The following is a 20,279-nucleotide window of genomic DNA, read 5'->3' on the forward strand; positions in this document are numbered from 1 at the left end:
AGGCGCTATAGTGAAGAACTGATCACTTTATCAGGGGATATAAATATATACCCTTGATAAGATGGACTTTTACATAATACTTCTTGCTTTGGCCACCACATCCTCAATGGTGAACCCAAACTCTTCGAACAGTAACTCTGCCGGAGCAGACTCCCCGAAAGTGGTCATGCCAACGATAGCGCCGTTCAGGCCAACGTATTTAAACCAGTAGTCTGCAATACCGGCTTCCACAGCAACGCGTGCGGAAACGGTTTTCGGCAACACGGATTCCCGGTAAACCGCATCCTGCTTGTCAAACGCGTCAGTAGACGGCATGGAAACCACGCGCGCTTTCACGCCTTCGGCAGTCAGTTTTTCGTATGCCGCTACGGCCAGTTCAACTTCAGAACCGGTGGCAATGAAGATCAGTTCCGGCTGACCAGCACAATCTTTCAGTACGTAACCACCGCGAGCGATGTTAGCCAACTGCTCTGGGGTACGTTCCTGCTGCGTCAGGTTCTGACGAGAGAGAATGAGCGCGGTCGGGCCGTCCTGGCGCTCTACACCATATTTCCACGCTACCGCGGATTCAACCTGGTCACACGGGCGCCACGTAGACATGTTCGGGGTCATGCGCAGAGAAGCCACCTGCTCTACCGGCTGGTGAGTCGGGCCATCTTCGCCCAAACCGATGGAGTCGTGTGTGTAGACCATTACCTGACGCTGTTTCATCAGCGCAGCCATACGTACGGCGTTACGTGCGTATTCTACGAACATCAAGAAAGTAGAGGTATACGGCAGGAAACCACCGTGCAGAGAGATACCATTCGCAATCGCGGTCATACCGAATTCACGTACACCGTAATGGATGTAATTACCGGCGGTGTCTTCGTTGACCGCTTTAGAACCAGACCACAGGGTCAGGTTAGACGGAGCCAGGTCAGCGGAGCCGCCCAGGAATTCCGGCAGCAGCGGGCCGAAGGTTTCGATAGCATTCTGAGATGCTTTACGGCTGGCGATTTTCGCCGGGTTCGCCTGCAACTGAGCGATGAATGCTTTTGCTTTCGCGTCGAAATCAGACGGCATTTCGCCTTTCATTCGACGTGTGAATTCAGCCGCTTCCTGCGGGAAGGCTTTCGCGTAAGCAGCGAATTTTTCGTTCCAGGCGGATTCTTTCGCCTGACCTGCTTCTTTCGCATCCCACTGAGCGTAGATTTCAGACGGGATTTCGAAAGGCGCGTATTTCCAGCCCAGTTTTTCACGGGTCAACGCGATTTCAGCGTCGCCCAGCGGCGCACCGTGAGAGTCATGCGTACCGGCTTTGTTCGGGGAACCAAAACCGATGATGGTTTTGCACATCAGCAGGGATGGTTTGTCGGTTACCGCACGTGCTTCTTCTATTGCGCGTTTGATGGCGTCTGCATCGTGACCATCAACACCGCGTACAACGTGCCAGCCGTAGGCTTCGAAGCGTTGAGCTGTATCGTCGGTGAACCAGCCTTCAACGTGACCATCGATAGAAATACCGTTGTCATCGTAGAAAGCAACCAATTTGCCCAGTTTCAGGGTGCCTGCCAGAGAACATACCTCATGAGAGATACCTTCCATCATGCAACCGTCGCCCATAAATGCGTAGGTAAAGTGGTCAACGATGTCGTGGCCTGGACGGTTGAACTGCGCCGCCAGCGTTTTTTCCGCAATAGCCATACCAACCGCATTCGCAATACCCTGCCCCAGCGGGCCAGTAGTGGTTTCCACACCTGCGGTGTAGCCCACTTCAGGGTGGCCTGGAGTTTTGGAGTGCAACTGACGGAAATTCTGCAGCTCGGACATCGGCAAGTCGTAGCCAGTGAGATGTAGCAGGCTGTAAATCAGCATGGAACCGTGGCCGTTGGACAATACGAAGCGGTCGCGATCGGGCCAAGCTGGGTTGACAGGGTTGTGTTTAAGGAAATCACGCCACAGAACTTCGGCGATGTCAGCCATCCCCATCGGGGCTCCCGGATGACCAGAATTCGCTCTCTGCACCGCATCCATTGATAATGCGCGTATCGTATTGGCTAGAACTTTACGTGTAATCATTATGCTTTCTCTAAATGAAGTGTGATCATCGCTTCCAGTTTGCGCTGGTCTTCTGCGAATAACCGTATGCCCTCTGCAAGTTTCTCTACAGCCATTGCATCTTCATTAAATTGCCAGCGGAAATCAGCCTCAGTGATGGGTGAGGGTCTGGCATGTGTTTGTGTAGGTATATGCAGATGCCGGACAATGTTGTAATGGCCTTTATCCAGCGTTTGAAGCAATTGCGGAGAAACGGTAAGTTTGTCGCAACCTGCCAGAGCCAGCACCTGTTCTACTTTACGGAAACTTGCTCCCATGACCACGGTTGGGTAACCGTGCTGTTTAAAGTAGTTAAAAATAGTGCGAACAGATTTAACACCCTCATCCTGTTCCGAATCATACTCACTGACCGGATTCGCTTTCTGGTACCAGTCGTAAATGCGGCCGACAAATGGCGAAATCAAAAAGACATTCGCTTCAGCGCAAGCTCTGGCCTGTGCAAAGGCGAAAATGAGTGTCAGGTTACAGTTGATACCCTCTTTTTCGAGTATTTCAGCCGCCTTGATCCCTTCCCATGTGGCGGCGATTTTAACCAGCACGCGTGATTTATCGATGCCCTGCAATTGATAAAGTTCGATAATACGTTTCGCTCGCTCAACGCAGGCTTTGGTATTAAAAGAAAGACGGGCATCTATTTCTGTTGATATACGCCCTGGTATATTTTTAAGGATTTCACAACCAATATTAACCGCCAGCTTTTCACAGGCAATGACAGTCTGTGATTGTTGGTTGTCGGTTTTTGATTTGGCGAACTGAACTGCGTCTTTAATTAGTGGCTCATATTCCTGAATGGCTGCGGCTTTGAGAATAAGAGAAGGGTTAGTCGTAGCATCTTCGGGATGTAATTGTATAATTGAAGACAAATCACCACTGTCAACCACAATGCTGGTTAGTTCTTTCAAGGTGTCAAGTGCCGTCATGTTAGTTCCTAGCTTTAAATATATGCTGAATTTCAGATCGAAATACAACAAAAATTAAGACATGAATAAAATATTATGCAGAAATAGTTTCACGATGGAAAATATCGATCATCTTATCCCATGCCTGGCTAACATCAGCATGCAAAGAAAACAAGCCGGATGTTCCAACGATATATACATCCACTCCTGACGCAGCAATCTGCCTGAATGTTTTTTCATTACATGACCCATCAATTTCAGTCAGATAATGGTAATCATTATATTCGCGCATATTGATGAGTTTTTTTATTTTGTTAAGTGATTCAGGAATGAATTTTTGACCGGCATAACCAGGGTCAACCGACATTACGGTAACTTTATCCAGCAAGTGCGCATATTCTGTAATACTTTCCGCCGGGGTTGCCGGATTAAGAACCACACCGCATTTTTTGCCCGCATCCTTGATCTGATTAAGAAGCCGGAAAATTTTGTTATTCGCAGTTTCTGGGTGGAAGCTGATAATATCAGCCTCTGCATCAAGGCACATTGGAATGATATCTTCTGGATGGTTAACCATCAGATGCACATCAATGGGTACAGTTGTGATTTTTTTCAGATTCTCAATAAAAAAAGGAGAAAGCGTAATATTACGGACGTAGCTCCCATCCATAATATCGACATGATAAAAATCCGCTTTGTTATTCATTGCCGTGATTTGCTCTTTGAACAGTGTCAAATCCATACACATTAATGATGGTGAAAATTTAGCGCCCATAAACTACCTCCGATATAAAAATAGTTAGTTAAAAATTGCAATGATATGACTCAGAATGATCCCTACGACCCCGAAATCAGCGTCACCAAACGTGGTGGAACCCAGTCCCATATCACCCATCATTGGCAGAAGAATGGCGGGCAAGAACGAAATAAGCAGGCCGTGGGCAAACGCCCCCACAACTGCACCGCGACGCCCGCCAGTAATGTTGCCGTAAACGCCTGCCGTTGCACCGCAGAAGAAGTGTGGAACCAGTCCCGGTACGATGACACTCAAACCGAACATCGGGCAAAGGAACATGCTTACCAACCCTGCCACAAAGCTGGAGAGAAACCCGACGATGACGGCATTGGGGGCAAAGGGAAAGACTGTCGGGCAGTCCAGCGCAGGTTTTGCATCTTTCACTAATTTGTCCGCAATACCTTTAAAAGCCGGGACGATCTCTGCAATCACCATGCGCACGCCTGCCAGGATGATATAGACGCCTGCTGCAAATGTGAGGGACTGGATAATGGCGAAGATAATATAGTTCTGACCTGCACTCAGCGTTTCCTCAACAAAGGATTTGCCCGCAACGCTCACTAACACCAGGAAAAGAATCATCATGGTGAGAGAGATCGCTACAGACGAATCACGAAGAAAGTTCAGAGACTTAGGAACTTTAACTTCTTCAATGGAGGGGCTTCCCTTGCCTACAACTTTGCCAACAAGCGCGGAAATCAGGTAACCGGTGGAACCAAAATGCCCCAAGGCAAGATCGTCTGTGTTAGTAATTTTTCGGGTAAACGGCTGCAAAATTGCAGGTGAAATCACCATCATTGCGCCCAGAATGATCGCGCCGATAGCAACAACCCAGAACCCGGACAAACCACCTACAGACAAAATTACCGCCAGCATTGCTGCCATGTAGAGGGTATGGTGCCCTGTCAGAAAGATGTATTTCAACGGCGTTAAACGTGCAAGGACGATATTGATAAGCATACCTAAAACCATAATCATGGCGGTTGCTGTACCGTAATTTTTCTGCGCTAGAGCAGCCATGGCATCAGTATTAGGAACAACTCCCTGGATATGGAAGGAATATTCAAATAACTGGCTAAAGATTGTTAATGTATTGGCGATGATACCTGCGCCAGAAGTTAAAATAACAAAGCCCATTATTGTTTTTAGTGTGCCAGAAATAACCTCTGACACTGCTTTTTCTTGCAACAACAGGCCGATTAGCGAAAATAACCCAACAAGAATCGCCGGTGTCCCTAGCACATCGTAAATAATGAAATGAAGCATAATAAACTCCACGAATCAGATAGAAATTGCTTAGATGTTTTCTTCTAAAATTTCTTTAATTTTATTGTTGTCCAGTAAATTGCTTAACCCAAAAACTTTTGCGGAATGGCCGCTGAGATGTTCAGCAATATCTTTTGCGCTGAGAATAATATCTGCGGATTCGCTTTTCGCAGAAGTCATATCGGTATGAGCGACTTCTGCATCTTTATTAATTTCTTTAAGGATTTTTTTTACATTCATTTCAACAATAAAGCTGCTACCTAAGCCATTACCACACACGATGAGTACTTTTTTCATAACATTTATCCTTTCAGTTAATTGCTGCCTGAATTGCATTGAGATCGGCTGCTTTTAACAATCGACTTAACTTATCTTCATCACTAAAAATCTCTGCCAGTTCAGTGATCATGGTGATATGTTCATCCCCGGAATGTGCACATAGCATAATTACGACGTATACGGGGTCATTCTCATCAGAGGAAAATGAAACGCCATCTCTAATATGAAGAAGTGACAGGCCATTCTTTATCGCACCTTGCTCAGGCCGGGCATGTGGCATGGCTAAGCCCGGAGCTAATACATAATACGGACCTAATTCTTCATGGCTTTTAAAAATCGCTTCAATATAATTTGAAGTCACATAACCTTGCGTAAGCAAGGGCTCTGCTGAAAGCAGAACTGCATTTTTCCAATTATCAATCGAGTCGATAGCCTTTATTTTATCTGATGTTAACCAGTCGCTAATCATACTTCCTCCTGAGACCTCAATATGGTGAACTATAAACAGCCAAATAAAATACAACCGTGATCAATCTCTCAAAGTTAGCGCTAACATAGGAAAATGTTAAAAATTGAGTTACCGCTAACAAAACTCATAATGTGCTTACACCTGCGCTGTGCTAAGTTATAATACGTACCCTAGATGTTCTTTCACTATTTTCTTATTTTTCAAATTGTTGGAGATTTTTGTGCAGATTTCAGACGCAGACGGTAGCCCGAAAGAAAAACGTCGTAAGGGAACTGGCAAGATTACCCTGACCGAAGTGGCTGAGTTTGTCGGCGTGAGTGCAATGACTGTCTCGCGTGCATTAAGAATGCCTGAAAAAGTGAATCCCGACCTTCGTGATCGCATTGATGCCGCAGTCAGTGAACTTGGCTATGTACCAAACCTCCAGGCACGCAATCTCGCTTCGGTGCACTCCGATCTCATTCTGGTTGTGGCCCCAACGTTCTCTTCGCCTGGCTTTTTGACGGTATCTGAATCGCTGCAAACTGTACTGTCCGAACGCGGCTATACCATGATGTTCATGGAATCTGGCCATGATGGTCAAAGTGAACAAAAAACGTTTGAAAAAATCCTCGCGTATAATCCGGCAGCGATCATTCAGTTCAATATCGACACCATCGAGAGTTGTACCAAACTGCTTTCAAATGTTGATGTGCCAATACTTGAAATCGGTGCGCTAAATCCACATTCCATTGGTATGAGTGTTGGGGTGGATTACGGCAAGGCAATTAAAAAGCTCGTCACACATCTGGCCAATTCTTCATTGAAAAACATTGCGTTGCTCTGCACACCAGCCAACAATACGATGTTTCGGCAGGTATTAAGCGGCTGGAATACTGCGATGCTCGCTCTGAATCGCTCTCCGCACAGAGTAGTGACAACCCATTTGCCATCAACAATCACCACTGGAGTGAATATTTTCAGGGATATGATGATTACCTGGGATGATCTGGACGCGTTAATTTGCACATCGGACGAAATGGCGTGTGGATGTATGATGGCATGCCACAGTGCTGGTATAAAAATCCCCAACACAGTTTCCATTGCGAGTTTAGGAGGTGGTGCGTTATCAATGGTATGCTCCCCTTCCTTGACGAGCGTTGAGTTTCCCTGGAATGAAATTGGGATTAGAGCAGGGAAAGCCCTCCTTGATCTTCTTAATTATATGCCTGGTGAAAAATACATTGAAATTCCTTCAGTGCTAAAAGTCAGAGCAAGCACATCTCGTTAAATTTGGGGTCAGTTTAGATATCGAAAATTATTATACGTTAAGGCTGTTTTTTTAATCTTCTCGACTTTGGCTGAGCTCAGCCAACGAAAAACAGTCTATTACCTGATATTGTCTTACCGGAGGAGTTCGGGAAGCCGAGTGGGAAAGGTAAGCGCTATCTCAATAAGAAGGGCTGGTATAATTATCGTCAGGTAAATGAACGGCGTGAAACGCAGGGAAACAGCCTGATGTTTCCCTGATAATGAGGAAAGGGGATTACCAGCAGGTAAAACCGCCGTCAACCAGCAGATCCACTCCCGTACAGAACGATGACGCGTCGCTGGCAAGGAAAATAGCCGGGCCAGCCATCTCCTGAACAGATGCCATACGCTGCATTGGCGTTTGGCTTTCAAACGCTTTGGTCTGGTGCACCATCTCCGGCCGCGTATTCATCGGCGTGGCGGTATAGCCTGGGCTGATAGTATTCACCCGAATATTCTTGCCTACCCACTCCATTGCCAGGCTTTTACTCAGGTGGATCACCCCAGCCTTCGAACTGTTGTAGTGCGCCTGTTCAAGACCGCGGTTAACGATCACCCCAGACATCGATGCAATGTTAATGATCGAACCACCACCGCATTCAACCATCAGTTCCGCTTCAGCTTTGCAGGAGTTCCAAACCCCCGTGAGGTTAATATCAATCACCCGTTGCCACTGCTCAGGTTCCATTTCCAGCGCCGGATTCGCGTTGGCAATACCGGCTGCGTTCACGGCTATATCCAGGCGGCCATACTGGCGCTTCGCCAACTGCACCGCTTCACGCAGGTCGCTCAGTTGGCACACATCGCCGGTAAACAGATAAGCCTCGCTGCCGAGGGAGGCGATATTTGCCACCGTTTCCGCCAGGCCGCCATCTTCGCGCAGATCGAAACACACAATTTTGGCCCCCGCACTCGCCAGACCATAGGCGATAGTTTGGCCGATACCGCTGCCTGCACCGGTGACAAACGCGACGCGCCCCTCAAGATTAAACAGCGTTTGAGCAAAATCTTTCGCAATCATTCTTTTTCTCCATCCTGTTTCAGGACATGATCAAGCCGCCGTCAACGTTGATCGTCTGGCCAGTAATGTAACGGGCATCATCCGACGCCAAAAAGGCCACCAGGCCCGCCACATCCTGCGGTTTACCGGCGCGTTTAAGTGGAATGCCTTCCACCCATTCGGCCATCAGCTCACCCTTGCCGTAATGTTTTTGTTCGTTACTGAGGATCTGCCCCCAGACACGATCGTTGTAATCCCACATTTCGCTTTCAATAATGCCTGGGCAGAAAGCATTCACCGTGATATTCCACGGTGCCAGTTCCTGTGCCAGGCTTTGCGTAATCCCGATAACGCCCATTTTGCTGGCGGCATAGTGCGGAGTATAGATAAAGCCTTGGCGCCCCTGCCCGGACGACGTGTTGATCAGGCAACCGTGATTTTGTTTGACCATGTATTTTGCCGCTTCCCGGCAGCATAGCCAGACACCGGTTGTATTCACCGCCAGCACTTTCTCAAAGTCGGTTTTGGGCATCCGGTCAAAATAGTCGATGGTGATCACACCGGCATTCTGAATCGAGACATCAATGGTGCCGAAACGGGCTACCGCCTGTTCATAGAGTGCCTGTACCTGTTCTTCGTCGGTGACATCCACTTGCAGGGAGAGGATCTCAGCCTGATACCTCTCGCGCAGTTGCTGTGCCGTTTCATGAACGCGCTCGGCGTTGGAAACCATCACCAGCCGGGCTCCGTCCCGGGCAAAACGTTCCGCGATACCGGCGCCAATGCCCCGGCAAGCACCGGTGATAACGACGGTTTGATTATGGAAATCTCGTTGCATGTTGTTCTCCTTAAAGAGGCCGGACTGCGAAAGTCAGGCAGAATTCACTTAACCCTGCGCGACGGCTTGCTTCTCTTCATGACGGCGCAGCAAGATCACTTTGTTCTGTAAGCGCTGCTGGAACTGATCGACCACAACGGCGGTAACGATCACCACGCCCTTGATGACCATCTGCCAAAAATCACTGACGCCCATCATCACCATGCCGTCTGCCAGGAAAACGATCACAAACGCGCCGATAATCGAACCGGAAACGCGCCCACGCCCGCCCGCCAGTGCGGTACCGCCGAGCACCGTGGCACCGATGGCATCCATTTCAAACATGTTGCCCGTCATCGGGTGAGCGGTTTGCAGTTGCGAGGCGACAATCAGCCCAACCAGCGCAGCGCACAGGCCGGAGAAGGCATAAACAAAGATTTTCACCTTTACCCCAGGTACACCGGCCAAGCGCGCTGCGGATTCATTACCGCCAATAGCGTAGATATAGCGGCCGAGCGGTGTTTTGGTGGTGATCCAGTAACCCAGCCCCAAGAAGGCCACCATCAGCCAAATCGGAAGATAAATACCCAGCAGAGTGCCAGAGCCCAACAAAGCGAAACCGGTATTGCCCAACTGCTCGATACCGTTCAGGTTGGGGTAGGTGCTACCGTTGTTGAACAACAGTGCCACACCGCGCGCCACATACATCATGCCCAGCGTGCAGATAAAGGGGGCAACGCCGAAACGAGTGATCACCGTGCCGTTAATAAAGCCGACGAGGATGCCGAAAATCGCCACCCAAAAGATCACCTCGGGAACGTTAAAAAAGACGATATTGCCGTTCCACAACGGTAACCCGTTAGTCAGCAACGCCCCAGCGACCATGCCACAGATCCCGGCCACGGCCCCTACCGACAGGTCGATTCCCCCGGTCAGGATCACCAGCGTCATACCGATCGCCAGCAGGCCGGTGATCGCGACATGCTGGGTCATAATCAGCAAGTTAGAGAGCGTCAGGAAATTCGGCACCATCACGCTGAAAAACGCAATCACCAGCAGCAGAGCGATAAACGTTCTGGCCTTCAGTAAGTACATATAAATCATATATTTCTGGTTCATGATGGGTTCCAGCCTGATTAATCCTGCGGGGTTGATGCCGCGATAAGTTTTTCCCGGGTGACGGCATGGCGCGGCAGATCGGTGGTAATGCGCCCATCGGCCATCACCAGAATGCGATCCGCCAATGCCATGACCTCATCCAGCTCCGACGAGGAGAACATCACCGCCAGCCCCTGCTGTGCCATTCTGCCAATAAGGTGGTACACATCGGTTTTGGCGCCAACGTCGATCCCGCGCGTGGGCTCATCAAGCAGCACCACCTGCGGCTGCGTCATCAGCGCTTTTCCCAACACCACTTTTTGCTGGTTGCCCCCGCTTAACGAGGTGATTGGCAACTCGGGATCGCTGACTTTAATCGCCAACTGCTGAATCATGTCTTTTACGCTAGCGCGTTCTTTGTGCGGGTTCAGCCATTGCCAAGCCCGGCGGAACCCCTTAAGGCTCAGGTCAGACAGCGTCATGTTGGCCTGAATTGACATCAGTTGAACCACACCCTCGCCCTGGCGATCTTCCGGCACCAGCGCCAGCCCCTTTTTCAAGCGCGTGTGAAAACGTGCTTTGTCCAGGCACTGACCGTTCAGATGCACGCTGCCGCGTTGGCAGGGCATCAACCCGATCAGCCCTTTGAACAGTTCGGTACGCCCGGCACCGAGCAGGCCATAAATACCGACCACTTCGCCTTTTCGCAGGCTGAAAGAGACATCGTTAAGCTTGTAACCGCCGCTTTGGTGCAACGCCGTCAGGCCGCTGACCTCCATCACCGTTTCACCATGGGGTGCAGCCTGATAATCGAAGTGCTTTTTCTTATCACCGACCATCTGCTCAATGATCCACGGCACGCTGGCATCGCTAACCTGACGTTCACTGATAAAGCGCCCATCGCGAAAAATAGTGATGTGATCGCCAATTTCCATCAGTTCTTCCAGGCGATGGGAGATATAAATAATGGTGACGCCGCGGCGTTTGAGCTGTTCGATGACGTTAAACAGCACCTTTACTTCCGACTGGCTGAGGGCCGAGGTCGGTTCGTCCATAATCAGCACGCGGGTATCTTTTGACAGAGCCCGGGCAATCTCGACCAGTTGTTGATGACCAATCCCTAACTCCTCCAGCGGCGTATAAGGATCGACATCCAGCTCAAGACGCTCAAGTAAAGCCTTGGCTAATTCATACTGATATTTTTCGTTGATTTTACCGCGCTGAAAAAACTCGTTGGCAATAAAAATATTGTCCATCACATTCATATTCGGGAATAAGTTTAATTCCTGAAAAATAATGCTGACGCCATGTTTTTCCGCCTGATGCGTGGAGTTTAACGTGACCGGTTTACCTTCAAGGATGATTTCGCCGGAAGAGGGGCTTTCCACCCCGGCCAGCATTTTCATCATCGTCGATTTACCCGCACCATTCTCACCAATCAGCACGTTAACCTTATTACGGTAGACTCGGTAATTCACATTATCCAACGCGGTAACACCGGGATAAACACGGGATAAATTGCGCGTTTCAATAATGATTTCATTGACTGTATCCGGCATATTAACCCGATCCTGCTGCTGCATATTACTGCTCCCCCAAATGTACGATCTTCGCCGGCATAATATAGGGAAGCATGGGTGGAATATCCCACGCGGAAAACACGCCATAAATTTCTACCGTTTCTCCAACGGTTAAGCTCATGGCCTCAATCATATTTACCGCTTGGTTATTGATGGCTCGACCATAATCGCCGTACAGCACCTGGTCATTAAAATCGCCATAGCTCGCGCCTTTATAAGCATCGCGCAACTGCGTTCCGCGAATGGTAGGCCCGATTTGCACCACCACGCGGTTACCGCTGGCTTCTTGCAGCGTCAGTTTGCCGCTGCGTGAGGTGGTGTCGATTTTGTCGATTTTCCCGGTAAGTTTGACAAAGAAAATGCACGGATTCTCTTCCTGAGCACGGTAACCCAGCGCCTGGCAGGCAGAATCAAAATCTTTTGCCGTGCTCAAGGCCGCCAACAGTTCGTCAGCCGGGCGCGCCAGCGTGACCACCTGCGGCACCAGCTTTTCCTGCCAGGTTTTCGCCACGTTCGCCATGTTTGGATTGGGTGGCGATTTCAGATCGGCCAGCTCCTTTTCGGAGACAATCCGGCAGCCGCCCAGCGCGAGGATCGCCAGCGCCAGCCATGCTTTTTTATACATAACACCCTCCTCTGCGCCCCCAACTGCGGGGGCGCAACAACTCGACATCAGGATTTGATATTGAAATCCTGTACTTTGTCTGCGTTACCCTGTTCGATCAGGATGCCGCGGAACATCACGCGTTGTTTGGCAGGCTTTATGCCTTTTTGCAGGTAGTTATCCAGGTCAGTCACGCCCTGAGCGGCAATAGCCTGAGCCTGTAGCATCACGGTGGCCTGCAACGAACCGGCTTTCACCGCATCGCGCTCATCATTACTGCCGTCGATGCCGACAACGATAACGTCGTTACGGTTGGCAGCCTTCAGCGCCGCAATGGCACCCAACGCGACCGGGCCGTTACCGCTGATCACACCTTTCACATCAGGATGAGCCTGGAGAATGCTGTCCATAATGCGTTTGCCGTCGATCAATGTGCCCTTCGCATCCTGTTTGGCGATGCTGACCATCTCCGGATACTGATCGAGAACCTGGTGGAACGATTTAGAACGGGTGACGCAGTTATTGTCCGCCAGGTTACAGGTCAACTCAGCGTATTTACCTTTCTCACCCATTTTTTCCACAAAGACGTTGGCAACTTCAGAACCGGCCTGGAAGTTGTTATGGGTAATTTGCACTAATGCCACGTCGTCAACGGGAATTTCTCGGTTAATCAATACCACCGGAATTCCCGCGTCTTTGGCTTTTTTTATTGCCGCTACGCTGGCGGTAGAATCGGCATTATCAAGAATAATGCCCTGAACTTTTTTACCAATGGCGGTATCAATCAGTTCACTTTGTTTTTTGACATCCTCCCCATGCGAAAGGATCGTGGTTTCATACCCCAGTTGTTTGGCTTTTTCGCTGGCCCCTTTCGCCTCGGAGGCGTAATAAGGGTTATCCAGTGAATTGACAAGGATCATAATGGTGCCTTTTTCCGCGGCTTGAGCAGACAGGGAAAAAGCGGTCATGGTAACGAAGGTCAATAGCGATAAACGTAATTTCATAACGATGTTCTCTCTATATAGTTATTGTTGAGTACGTGGGTACGGGTGGCACAACGTAAATTCGTTTATATCTTTTCTCCTGCAAGCCGCAGCGTGGTTGGCTACGTTCGGTTACTAGGCCATCCGTGAACCTCGCCCTTTTAGGGCTGCTGCAATTTCAAGTCACTTGGATTAACTTTATTTGGCAGCGACTATTCCGTTGCCGGTTGCCAACGGGTTCTTGCTACCGCCTGCTGCCAACCCCGCCATCTTTCCTGCAACTGGGTGTGGCGTGCCATGTCCGGCAGGAAGGCGCTATGTTGGGCAATAAATGCTTTCATCTCCGTCAGCGTGGCCTGATTCAGCGCTTTGCGGGCCAGCAACGCGGCGCCGATGGCCGAAAGCTCCGGCACGTCACTGCGCATCACCGGGCAACCGAGCAGATCGGCCTGGTACTGCATCAACCACGCGTTTCTCGTCGGGCCGCCGTCCACCATCAGCGCATTGAGCGTAAAGCCGTCATACTGACGCATGGCAACGATCACATCAGCAATCTGATAGGTGATGGACTCCAATGCGGCGCGGATCAGGTGCGCCCGTTTTACCCCGCGGTTCAGCCCGCAAATGACGCCCCGGGCGCGATCGTCCCACCAGGGAGCGCCAAGCCCCGTCAGCGCCGGAACAAAGTAGACACCCAATGTTGAATCAACCGAGGCGGGTAAGGTATTCAGCGCATCCGCTAACGCCGATTCAGCAAGCTCGCTCAGGCCGGTACTCTCCGCCATCCAGGCCACGGCATCGCCGGTATGCGCAATATTGCCTTCCAGCCCGTACACCAAGCGCTCACCGTCGTGCCAGGCTACGGTGGTCGCTAACGCTTGGCTGGTACACTGCGGCGTACTCACGGGCGCCATCACCGACGATCCGGTGCCATAGGTGGCTTTCACGCATCCCAGTTCACCTAACGCATGGCCGAACAGTGCGGCGTGAGAGTCCCCCACCATTGACAGGATCGGCAACCCGTCAGGGATCTGGCTCAACCCACGGGTATAGCCAAACAGACCGCTGGAAGGTTTGATCTCCGGTAACGCCCTGCGCGGAATACGAAAAATCCGCAGCATTTCGTCGTCCCATTGCCCGCTTTGCAGGTTCAGCAACTGCGTGCGGGCAGCATTGGAGTGATCGCAGGCAAACTGCTCGCCGCCGGTGAGGTTCCACAGCAGCCAACTGTCGATGGTGCCAAGGCAGACCTCCCCCTGCTCCGCCAACTGATGCCCCTGAGAAACCGAATCCAGCAACCAACGCATCTTCGACCCTGAAAACAACGGAGCAACGGGCAGCCCGGTGATGGCTTTGATCGTTACGTCAAGGTGTTCACGGCGCAGTTCCTCGCAAAAATCGGCGCTGCGGGCGCACTGCCAGGTTATGGCGGCATGCAGCGTTTTCCCGCTGCTGCGGTACCAACCAATGGCCGTTTCACGCTGATTGCTGATGGCCAGCGCGGCAACGTTGTCAGCACCGACATGGGCAATCGCCTGGGCGATAACGTCCAGCGAGGCGGCAACCAACATTTCTCCCGATTGTTCCACCCAGCCTTCGCGCGGCGTTTGAATGGTCAGCGGTTGAGAAAATTTGGCAATAACGTTCCCCTGGCCATCTAACGCTACGGCTTTGGCATTCGTGGTTCCTTCATCGAGAGCAATGATGATCTCGTTCTTGGCATTAAGCATGGTTGTTCTCCTGAATCACACCGTATCCCGGCCTTGAAGAGGAATTTCCCTGGGTCCGCATCGCATTTCTGTCAGGATCGGGGTGACATTTTGTTATCGCCTTAGCCATCACTGAATATATATTCGATATTGATTATATATTTAATTACCTTAGCCAGAATCTTTCAACCGAGCCACTGGCAAAATCTTCATTTGTGCTGGCAATCACATTTATCCGTTGGGATGAAGGGAGTTCGGGGAGAGTAATACTCGAGGATATGATTATATCTATATGATATATAAAATTTTTACTTACCCAACCCTTGCCCGACAACTGAGAGCAAAGGCGGGACGCCAGCCGTTAACTTTTCATCAACTCTCTGGCTGTAGGAAAATCTGTAATTAAAACGTCAATATAACCTCCGCTCAACGCCCCCTTAATGGCGGCAACCTTGTCGGTTCCCCCCGCCAATGCGATCACATTCGGGCATTTTTTAACTTTTTCCAGCTCCATCCCGATCACCGGATCTTCATCATCCTGCAATACGGCTTTACCTTGCTTATCGTAGTAGTGCAGGCAAATATCACCGACGGCGCCGCGTTCGGCCAGCACCTGTAACATATCTTCGTGATAATAGTTGCCTGACGTTTTGAGCAACTGCGACGGCTCAAGAATACCGACACCCACAATGGCGATATCCACATCAGCAAAGCGGGAAACCACCTCGGCAACGTCTTTGCTGGCCAGCAGCCGGCTTTTCTCCTCCAGAGAGCCTTCAATGCTCTGCGATGGCAGCAGCCACGCATCACAGTTAAGCTGTTGCGCCAAAGTCTGCGTCAGGATAGTGGCCTGTACGTTGCCGTTAGGGCCAACGCCGCCAAGCAGTTGGATCACGCCGCTGGCCTTCAGGTTTTGAACATGCACCTCATCAACCATCGCACGAATGGTGGAACTCCAAGAGGAGACACCAACCAGATCTTTAGGCCGCAGGCGAGTTTCCAGGTAGTGCGCCGCAGCGGAACCAATGGCACGTTTGATGGTTTGATCGGAGGCATCTTCTTCGGTATCAACAATGATCGCCTGCTTGATGCCAAAGCGCTCTTCAATGCCCTTTTCCAGATTAAGAAAAATATTGGAAGGCTGAACCACGCTGATTTTCACCACGCCTTCTTTTTGGCAGCGGCTAATGGCCCGAGAGACAAAGGATTGAGAAAGCGAGAGAAACTGAGCAATGTCGGACTGTTTGCGTCCTTCAAGGTAGTAAAGCGTGGCAATTTTTACTAATAACCGTTGTTCATCCTGATTAGCCATGAAGATTCCCAAAGAAGAGTTGTCTGCCGCCATTATGTTAGAGCCGCTCACGATACGCGAAAAGAAAACGCCATTAAGTGTGATGTGACTCTAATTTTCACCGATTCTATGAATCCGCTATGGACAAGATCACATCAGTAGCGACATAATTGAATAAAGAATCGATATTGAATATATATTCATGATGATTCCAAATCAACTAAAAGTTCACTGGGTGAAAACAAGCCTGGGGGGTAAGGAGGCAGAATGTACCTTAACACATTGCACCGGCATCCGGCCCATCGTGCGTTATCTGAGGATATCTGGTTTTTTTAGTCCCTTATGGAATAAATATTCTTATTCGAAATTAAATTCAGAGGTATTAAATGAATCCCTATAACTATGATATTGAAGCACTAAAGCGCAAAGCGCGTGCCGTGCGGCGGCATATTGTCAGATTGAACGCTGGCAGCCCGGCAGGAGGGCACACAGGAGCCGATCTCTCTCAGGTTGAACTGCTCACCGCCCTGTATTTCCGCATTCTGAATGTGGCGCCCGACCGTACCGACGACCCTGAACGCGACATCTATATCCAATCAAAAGGGCATGCGGTGGGCTGCTATTACTGCGTGCTGGCGGAAGCAGGTTACTTCCCGCTCGATTGGCTGGCGACCTATCAGCATCCCGACTCTCACCTCCCCGGCCATCCGGTACGGCAAAAAACCCCCGGCATTGAGCTGAACACCGGAGCCCTCGGCCATGGATTTCCTGTTGCGGTGGGATTCGCGTTGGCCGCGAAACGCGACAACAGCCGCCGCCGCGTTTTCCTGATCACCGGTGATGGTGAACTCGCAGAGGGCAGTAACTGGGAAGCCGCACTGGCCGCTGCCCACTATGGGCTTGATAATCTGGTCATTATCAATGACAAGAACAACCTACAGTTGGCAGGCACCACCCGTGACATCATGAATACCGATCCGCTGGCAGACAAATGGCGGGCGTTTGGTATGACAGTGACCGAATGTGAAGGTAATGATATGGCCTCGGTGGTGGCAACCATTGAAGGGCTGAAACAGGCAGGCAAACCCAACGTCATCATCGCCAATACCACCAAAGGGGCCGGTATCTCCTTTATACAAGGGCGCCCAGAATGGCATCACCGGGTGCCGAAAGGCGATGAGATTGAACAGGCACTGGAGGAATTGAAAGATGAGTAATGCAGAACATCTGGCTAACGTGATGGTGCAAGCGTTTATTGACGCCGTAGATCGCGGCATCGACTTGGTGCCCGTAGTCGCAGACTCGACTTCAACGGCCAAAATCTCACCCTTTATGCAGAAATTCCCTGGCCGGGTCGTTAACGTTGGCATTGCCGAGCAAAGCCTGGTAGGCACTGCCGCAGGGCTGGCGCTGGGCGGGAAAATTGCGGTAACCTGCAACGCCGCTCCGTTCCTGATTTCCCGCGCTAACGAACAGATTAAAGTGGATGTCTGTTACAACAACGCCAACGTTAAGCTATTTGGCCTGAACGCCGGGACCAGCTACGGCCCGCTGGCGAGTACGCACCATGCCATTGACGATCTCGCCATCATGCGCGGATTCGGCAATATTCAAATCTTTGCCCCAGCATCGCCGAACGAATGCCGCCAGATTATTGACTATGCGTTGGCACACGTCGGCCCGGTCTACATCCGCATGGACGGCAAAGCGTTGCCGGAACTGTATAACGAGCAATATCGTTTCACGCCGGGAGCCGTCGTCACGCTGCATGAAGGTAGCGATGTTGCACTGGTGGCAACAGGTTCAACGGTACATGAAATTGTTGATGCGGCAGCGATGCTGGCAGATTGTGGAATTCAGGCCAAAGCGATCAGCGTGCCATCCCTGCGCCCTTGTGATACCGGCGCACTGCTGGCGGCGATGCGCAACTGCCGTGCGGTCATTTCTGTTGAAGAACACAACGTGAACGGTGGGCTAGGCAGCCTGGTGGCCGAAGTGCTGGCTGAGTCCGGCGCAGCCATCAAACTGAAACGTCTTGGTATCCCGGATGGTGAATACGCCTCGGCATCAGATCGGGCTTATATGCGCCAACATCATGGGTTTGATGCGCACGGCATCGTTGAGCAGGTGAAGACCTTATTGTAAGGCAACAGACCCGGCCCCCCGAGCGTGCGGGGGATTATTCTCTGGCTTCACCACAGCGGTAGCCACAATCGCTAAGGCGGCTACCGCTGTGCTTTTTAATCACTGGAAACACCAACGTCGAAGTATTGTTATTGCCATATGGAAAAATACATGTAGCTACCTAATTCTGGGGCACCTGCGTGATTAACCCGTTGAGCTCCCTTTATAAGCGTCTGGCAACGTCACCTTATTACATTATTTAGGCGCTTTTAATACAACCATTCGCGTGAGAGCCAGGTAAATAATAGAAAGAAACTGTCTTTAACACAGCTCTACTCTCTATCCCTACCCACAGAATTATCCACATCATGATTGTATCATTCTTAAAATATCCTGATGCCCTGAGACAATAGTTGGTGAGCCTAATGATTCAATCATTATATCTGGAAGATGCTTAATCGTTTCTTCTCTCCCAACGGCTAAACAATTGCCCTCACCTCCCCAGAAAAGAGCAGATGATGTTACTTTTAATATATTACATAACCCTTGCCAAAAATCTTCATGTCCTGGTGGGCGATTAACGGAAAAACCAGATGTCATGATAACATTGTTAATAGTTTCAATATTAATATAGAGTTCCACGCTGCTGGTTGGCATAATGTTGTATTTTTCCGCATCTGGATTTTGGTATTCCAAAACGATACAGCATTTATTCCCCTCTATATTATTATAGGTAACAGCTGTACCGAATGATTCAAATAAAAATGATAGAGGGAAATATCCAACCTCTCCATTTTCATGCGTCTGTAGAAAAATATCCCAACTCATGACTATCCTTAAAAGTGATTATTAATCCAATATCCATGATGTCCCAAGGTGTCCGCCTAATCAAACGGAGAACTGGTGTTTTCTCACTGGTTCCCAGATGCATGGAACGCCACAAACATTTTCAATGAATACACAAAGAGCCACAGCCCCTTCTTCAATAGCGGCAAAGGCCCCTGAGAGTATTCCTTTGAACTGACCACGGTGCTCTGAACGCACTTCTACTGAAGTGAAACGTTTCAGATAATCTGGACTGGTACAGATATAGAACCCACCGTCTTTGTTGCGCTGAAACATATGTACACCAGTGGTGTTGTTACCTTTCGTATTAGCAAGATTGACCATTTTCGCCTGCCGCTTTTACCAAGAAAATGCTTAGAAAAATCATTCCAATAACCATTATATTGGTTCATATGCAGCCACTGGTTTTGCCGTATCTCCGTCGTCTCCAGTAGGGCATTCATTTCTTGATATTGACTATTGTCAAAATGTGGGCCATAGATTAATAGCTACTTATCAAAGGCATATTCAGTGCCACCCACTCTGCTGTAGCAGCGTCATGCTCCGTCATTTCCAGACCGTTTCCGTGATCCAACGCCCCATCAAAGACAATAGGTGAAATATCTGATTTAGCCGGTAAATTTGGCATAAAACAGATCCTACTAGTTTGCCATATGGATATATCTCCCTCACATCAGCTTCCTGACCACACTTCAAATACATGTGTTCGGTATAGTGTGACCATGACTTCCAGCCCAGAACTTTTGATTGTGTTACCACATAACACCATGAAAAATATAAACAATATTTCCAATCAATCATTAGTATCAATAAATTGGGACACTACCATATTTGTTACAAGATATTTGGTGTTTTAAGCACATTTGACTATATTTTTTCTATTCGCAGAAAATTCTTATTACCTTTTTGCGTATGGGCTTTTTGGGCAAAAAATCTCTCAAGCGGCCTATTTCTGATAAATCATTTTTTTATTTAATTGATTAATTTTTAAACTTCAACGCTGTTTTGTGTGGGAATTACAACCAGGAGGTGGTGCCATGAATCATATATATCGCGTTGTTTTTAATAAGGTTCTAGGTGTTTATCAGGTAGTATCCGAGCTCGTTAAATCCCCCAGTAGAACCCATT

20 protein-coding genes and 1 pseudogene are annotated in these 20,279 nt (G+C 49.6%); 4 read left to right on the plus strand and 17 right to left on the minus strand.

Annotation, left to right across the window (positions count from 1 at the left end):
- Window positions 1-69: 69 nt before the first annotated feature.
- The 6 genes from tkt to Z042_RS02350 form a co-directional block, all read right to left on the minus strand.
- Window positions 70-2,061 carry a transketolase gene (tkt, locus tag Z042_RS02325; RefSeq protein WP_024912738.1) on the minus strand — a complete coding sequence of 664 codons (1,992 nt, stop codon included), beginning with the start codon at window positions 2,059-2,061 and terminating at the stop codon, window positions 70-72.
- Window positions 2,061-3,020 (minus strand): transaldolase, encoded by a 960-nt coding sequence (gene tal / locus Z042_RS02330; RefSeq protein WP_024912737.1) that lies wholly within the window; start codon window positions 3,018-3,020, stop codon window positions 2,061-2,063. The genes tkt and tal overlap by 1 nt, the downstream gene beginning before the upstream one ends.
- A gap of 73 nt (window positions 3,021-3,093) precedes the next feature.
- Complete coding sequence (alsE, locus tag Z042_RS02335; RefSeq protein WP_024912736.1) at window positions 3,094-3,774, minus strand: D-allulose 6-phosphate 3-epimerase; 681 nt, start codon at window positions 3,772-3,774, stop codon at window positions 3,094-3,096.
- Between the two features lie 24 nt (window positions 3,775-3,798).
- Entirely contained in the window at window positions 3,799-5,061 is a 1,263-nt protein-coding gene (locus Z042_RS02340; RefSeq protein WP_024912735.1) for a PTS ascorbate transporter subunit IIC, read from the minus strand.
- Between the two features lie 30 nt (window positions 5,062-5,091).
- A complete protein-coding gene (locus Z042_RS02345) occupies window positions 5,092-5,358 on the minus strand; it encodes a PTS sugar transporter subunit IIB (protein WP_024912734.1) in 267 nt (88 codons plus the stop codon).
- Between the two features lie 13 nt (window positions 5,359-5,371).
- Window positions 5,372-5,809 carry a PTS sugar transporter subunit IIA gene (locus Z042_RS02350; RefSeq protein WP_024912733.1) on the minus strand — a complete coding sequence of 146 codons (438 nt, stop codon included), beginning with the start codon at window positions 5,807-5,809 and terminating at the stop codon, window positions 5,372-5,374.
- A gap of 220 nt (window positions 5,810-6,029) precedes the next feature.
- Between Z042_RS02350 and Z042_RS02355 the strand changes: the two genes are divergently transcribed.
- Window positions 6,030-7,079, plus strand: coding sequence for a LacI family DNA-binding transcriptional regulator (locus Z042_RS02355; RefSeq protein WP_024912732.1), 1,050 nt, complete (start codon window positions 6,030-6,032; stop codon window positions 7,077-7,079).
- A gap of 255 nt (window positions 7,080-7,334) precedes the next feature.
- Here Z042_RS02355 and Z042_RS02360 read toward each other — a convergent pair whose 3' ends face one another.
- The 8 genes from Z042_RS02360 to Z042_RS02395 form a co-directional block, all read right to left on the minus strand.
- A complete protein-coding gene (locus Z042_RS02360; protein ID WP_024912731.1) occupies window positions 7,335-8,120 on the minus strand; it encodes an SDR family oxidoreductase in 786 nt (261 codons plus the stop codon).
- A gap of 19 nt (window positions 8,121-8,139) precedes the next feature.
- The gene (locus Z042_RS02365) at window positions 8,140-8,937 is read right to left on the minus strand and encodes a glucose 1-dehydrogenase (protein ID WP_024912730.1); all 798 of its coding nucleotides are present in this window, start codon (window positions 8,935-8,937) and stop codon (window positions 8,140-8,142) included.
- Window positions 8,938-8,985: 48 nt separating this feature from the next.
- On the minus strand, window positions 8,986-10,035 hold the full coding sequence (locus Z042_RS02370; protein ID WP_037406649.1) for an ABC transporter permease: 1,050 nt from the start codon (window positions 10,033-10,035) through the stop codon (window positions 8,986-8,988).
- A gap of 17 nt (window positions 10,036-10,052) precedes the next feature.
- Window positions 10,053-11,597: a sugar ABC transporter ATP-binding protein gene (locus tag Z042_RS02375; RefSeq protein ID WP_024912729.1), complete on the minus strand. Its 1,545-nt coding sequence runs from the start codon at window positions 11,595-11,597 to the stop codon at window positions 10,053-10,055.
- A 1-nt stretch (window position 11,598) separates the two neighbouring features.
- Complete coding sequence (locus Z042_RS02380; RefSeq protein ID WP_024912728.1) at window positions 11,599-12,219, minus strand: DUF2291 family protein; 621 nt, start codon at window positions 12,217-12,219, stop codon at window positions 11,599-11,601.
- Between the two features lie 47 nt (window positions 12,220-12,266).
- Entirely contained in the window at window positions 12,267-13,202 is a 936-nt protein-coding gene (locus tag Z042_RS02385; RefSeq protein WP_024912727.1) for a D-ribose ABC transporter substrate-binding protein, read from the minus strand.
- Window positions 13,203-13,393: 191 nt separating this feature from the next.
- The gene (locus Z042_RS02390; RefSeq protein ID WP_024912726.1) at window positions 13,394-14,911 is read right to left on the minus strand and encodes an FGGY family carbohydrate kinase; all 1,518 of its coding nucleotides are present in this window, start codon (window positions 14,909-14,911) and stop codon (window positions 13,394-13,396) included.
- 340 nt (window positions 14,912-15,251) lie between these two features.
- On the minus strand, window positions 15,252-16,202 hold the full coding sequence (locus Z042_RS02395; RefSeq protein WP_024912725.1) for a sugar-binding transcriptional regulator: 951 nt from the start codon (window positions 16,200-16,202) through the stop codon (window positions 15,252-15,254).
- A 365-nt stretch (window positions 16,203-16,567) separates the two neighbouring features.
- On the opposite strand from Z042_RS02395, the gene Z042_RS02400 reads away from it, so the two are divergent.
- Both Z042_RS02400 and Z042_RS02405 read left to right on the plus strand, forming a co-directional pair.
- Entirely contained in the window at window positions 16,568-17,398 is an 831-nt protein-coding gene (locus Z042_RS02400; protein WP_024912724.1) for a transketolase, read from the plus strand.
- Window positions 17,391-18,326: a transketolase family protein gene (locus Z042_RS02405; protein ID WP_024912723.1), complete on the plus strand. Its 936-nt coding sequence runs from the start codon at window positions 17,391-17,393 to the stop codon at window positions 18,324-18,326. The genes Z042_RS02400 and Z042_RS02405 overlap by 8 nt, the downstream gene beginning before the upstream one ends.
- A 345-nt stretch (window positions 18,327-18,671) precedes the next feature.
- Here the strand turns inward: Z042_RS02405 and Z042_RS02410 are convergent, their stop codons facing one another.
- The 3 genes from Z042_RS02410 to Z042_RS25830 all read right to left on the minus strand — a co-directional run bounded on the left by Z042_RS02410 (window position 18,672) and on the right by Z042_RS25830 (window position 19,779).
- On the minus strand, window positions 18,672-19,133 hold the full coding sequence (locus Z042_RS02410) for a hypothetical protein (protein ID WP_024912722.1): 462 nt from the start codon (window positions 19,131-19,133) through the stop codon (window positions 18,672-18,674).
- Between the two features lie 60 nt (window positions 19,134-19,193).
- On the minus strand, window positions 19,194-19,475 hold the full coding sequence (locus tag Z042_RS02415; RefSeq protein ID WP_024912721.1) for a hypothetical protein: 282 nt from the start codon (window positions 19,473-19,475) through the stop codon (window positions 19,194-19,196).
- 157 nt (window positions 19,476-19,632) lie between these two features.
- On the minus strand, window positions 19,633-19,779 hold the full coding sequence (locus Z042_RS25830; RefSeq protein ID WP_154666867.1) for a hypothetical protein: 147 nt from the start codon (window positions 19,777-19,779) through the stop codon (window positions 19,633-19,635).
- 409 nt (window positions 19,780-20,188) lie between these two features.
- Here Z042_RS25830 and Z042_RS26800 point away from each other — a divergent pair.
- Window positions 20,189-20,260, plus strand: a pseudogene (locus Z042_RS26800) (ESPR domain-containing protein); the annotation flags it as partial.
- Window positions 20,261-20,279 lie beyond the last annotated feature (19 nt).

It is taken from the genome of Chania multitudinisentens RB-25 (assembly GCF_000520015.2).
Taxonomy (GTDB): domain Bacteria; phylum Pseudomonadota; class Gammaproteobacteria; order Enterobacterales; family Enterobacteriaceae; genus Chania; species Chania multitudinisentens.

Excerpts from the sequence above, each read along its gene's own strand:
- tkt (WP_024912738.1), bottom strand. The coding sequence starts at position 2,061 with ATGATTACACGTAAAGTTCTAGCCAATACGATACGCGCATTATCAATG.
- tal (WP_024912737.1), bottom strand. The coding sequence starts at position 3,020 with ATGACGGCACTTGACACCTTGAAAGAACTAACCAGCATTGTGGTTGAC.
- alsE (WP_024912736.1), bottom strand. The coding sequence starts at position 3,774 with ATGGGCGCTAAATTTTCACCATCATTAATGTGTATGGATTTGACACTG.
- Z042_RS02340 (WP_024912735.1), bottom strand. The coding sequence starts at position 5,061 with ATGCTTCATTTCATTATTTACGATGTGCTAGGGACACCGGCGATTCTT.
- Z042_RS02345 (WP_024912734.1), bottom strand. The coding sequence starts at position 5,358 with ATGAAAAAAGTACTCATCGTGTGTGGTAATGGCTTAGGTAGCAGCTTT.
- Z042_RS02350 (WP_024912733.1), bottom strand. The coding sequence starts at position 5,809 with ATGATTAGCGACTGGTTAACATCAGATAAAATAAAGGCTATCGACTCG.
- Z042_RS02360 (WP_024912731.1), bottom strand. The coding sequence starts at position 8,120 with ATGATTGCGAAAGATTTTGCTCAAACGCTGTTTAATCTTGAGGGGCGC.
- Z042_RS02365 (WP_024912730.1), bottom strand. The coding sequence starts at position 8,937 with ATGCAACGAGATTTCCATAATCAAACCGTCGTTATCACCGGTGCTTGC.
- Z042_RS02370 (WP_037406649.1), bottom strand. The coding sequence starts at position 10,035 with ATGAACCAGAAATATATGATTTATATGTACTTACTGAAGGCCAGAACG.
- Z042_RS02375 (WP_024912729.1), bottom strand. The coding sequence starts at position 11,597 with ATGCAGCAGCAGGATCGGGTTAATATGCCGGATACAGTCAATGAAATC.
- Z042_RS02380 (WP_024912728.1), bottom strand. The coding sequence starts at position 12,219 with ATGTATAAAAAAGCATGGCTGGCGCTGGCGATCCTCGCGCTGGGCGGC.
- Z042_RS02385 (WP_024912727.1), bottom strand. The coding sequence starts at position 13,202 with ATGAAATTACGTTTATCGCTATTGACCTTCGTTACCATGACCGCTTTT.
- Z042_RS02390 (WP_024912726.1), bottom strand. The coding sequence starts at position 14,911 with ATGCTTAATGCCAAGAACGAGATCATCATTGCTCTCGATGAAGGAACC.
- Z042_RS02395 (WP_024912725.1), bottom strand. The coding sequence starts at position 16,202 with ATGGCTAATCAGGATGAACAACGGTTATTAGTAAAAATTGCCACGCTT.
- Z042_RS02400 (WP_024912724.1), top strand. The coding sequence starts at position 16,568 with ATGAATCCCTATAACTATGATATTGAAGCACTAAAGCGCAAAGCGCGT.
- Z042_RS02405 (WP_024912723.1), top strand. The coding sequence starts at position 17,391 with ATGAGTAATGCAGAACATCTGGCTAACGTGATGGTGCAAGCGTTTATT.
- Z042_RS02410 (WP_024912722.1), bottom strand. The coding sequence starts at position 19,133 with ATGAGTTGGGATATTTTTCTACAGACGCATGAAAATGGAGAGGTTGGA.
- Z042_RS02415 (WP_024912721.1), bottom strand. The coding sequence starts at position 19,475 with ATGGTCAATCTTGCTAATACGAAAGGTAACAACACCACTGGTGTACAT.
- Z042_RS25830 (WP_154666867.1), bottom strand. The coding sequence starts at position 19,779 with ATGCCAAATTTACCGGCTAAATCAGATATTTCACCTATTGTCTTTGAT.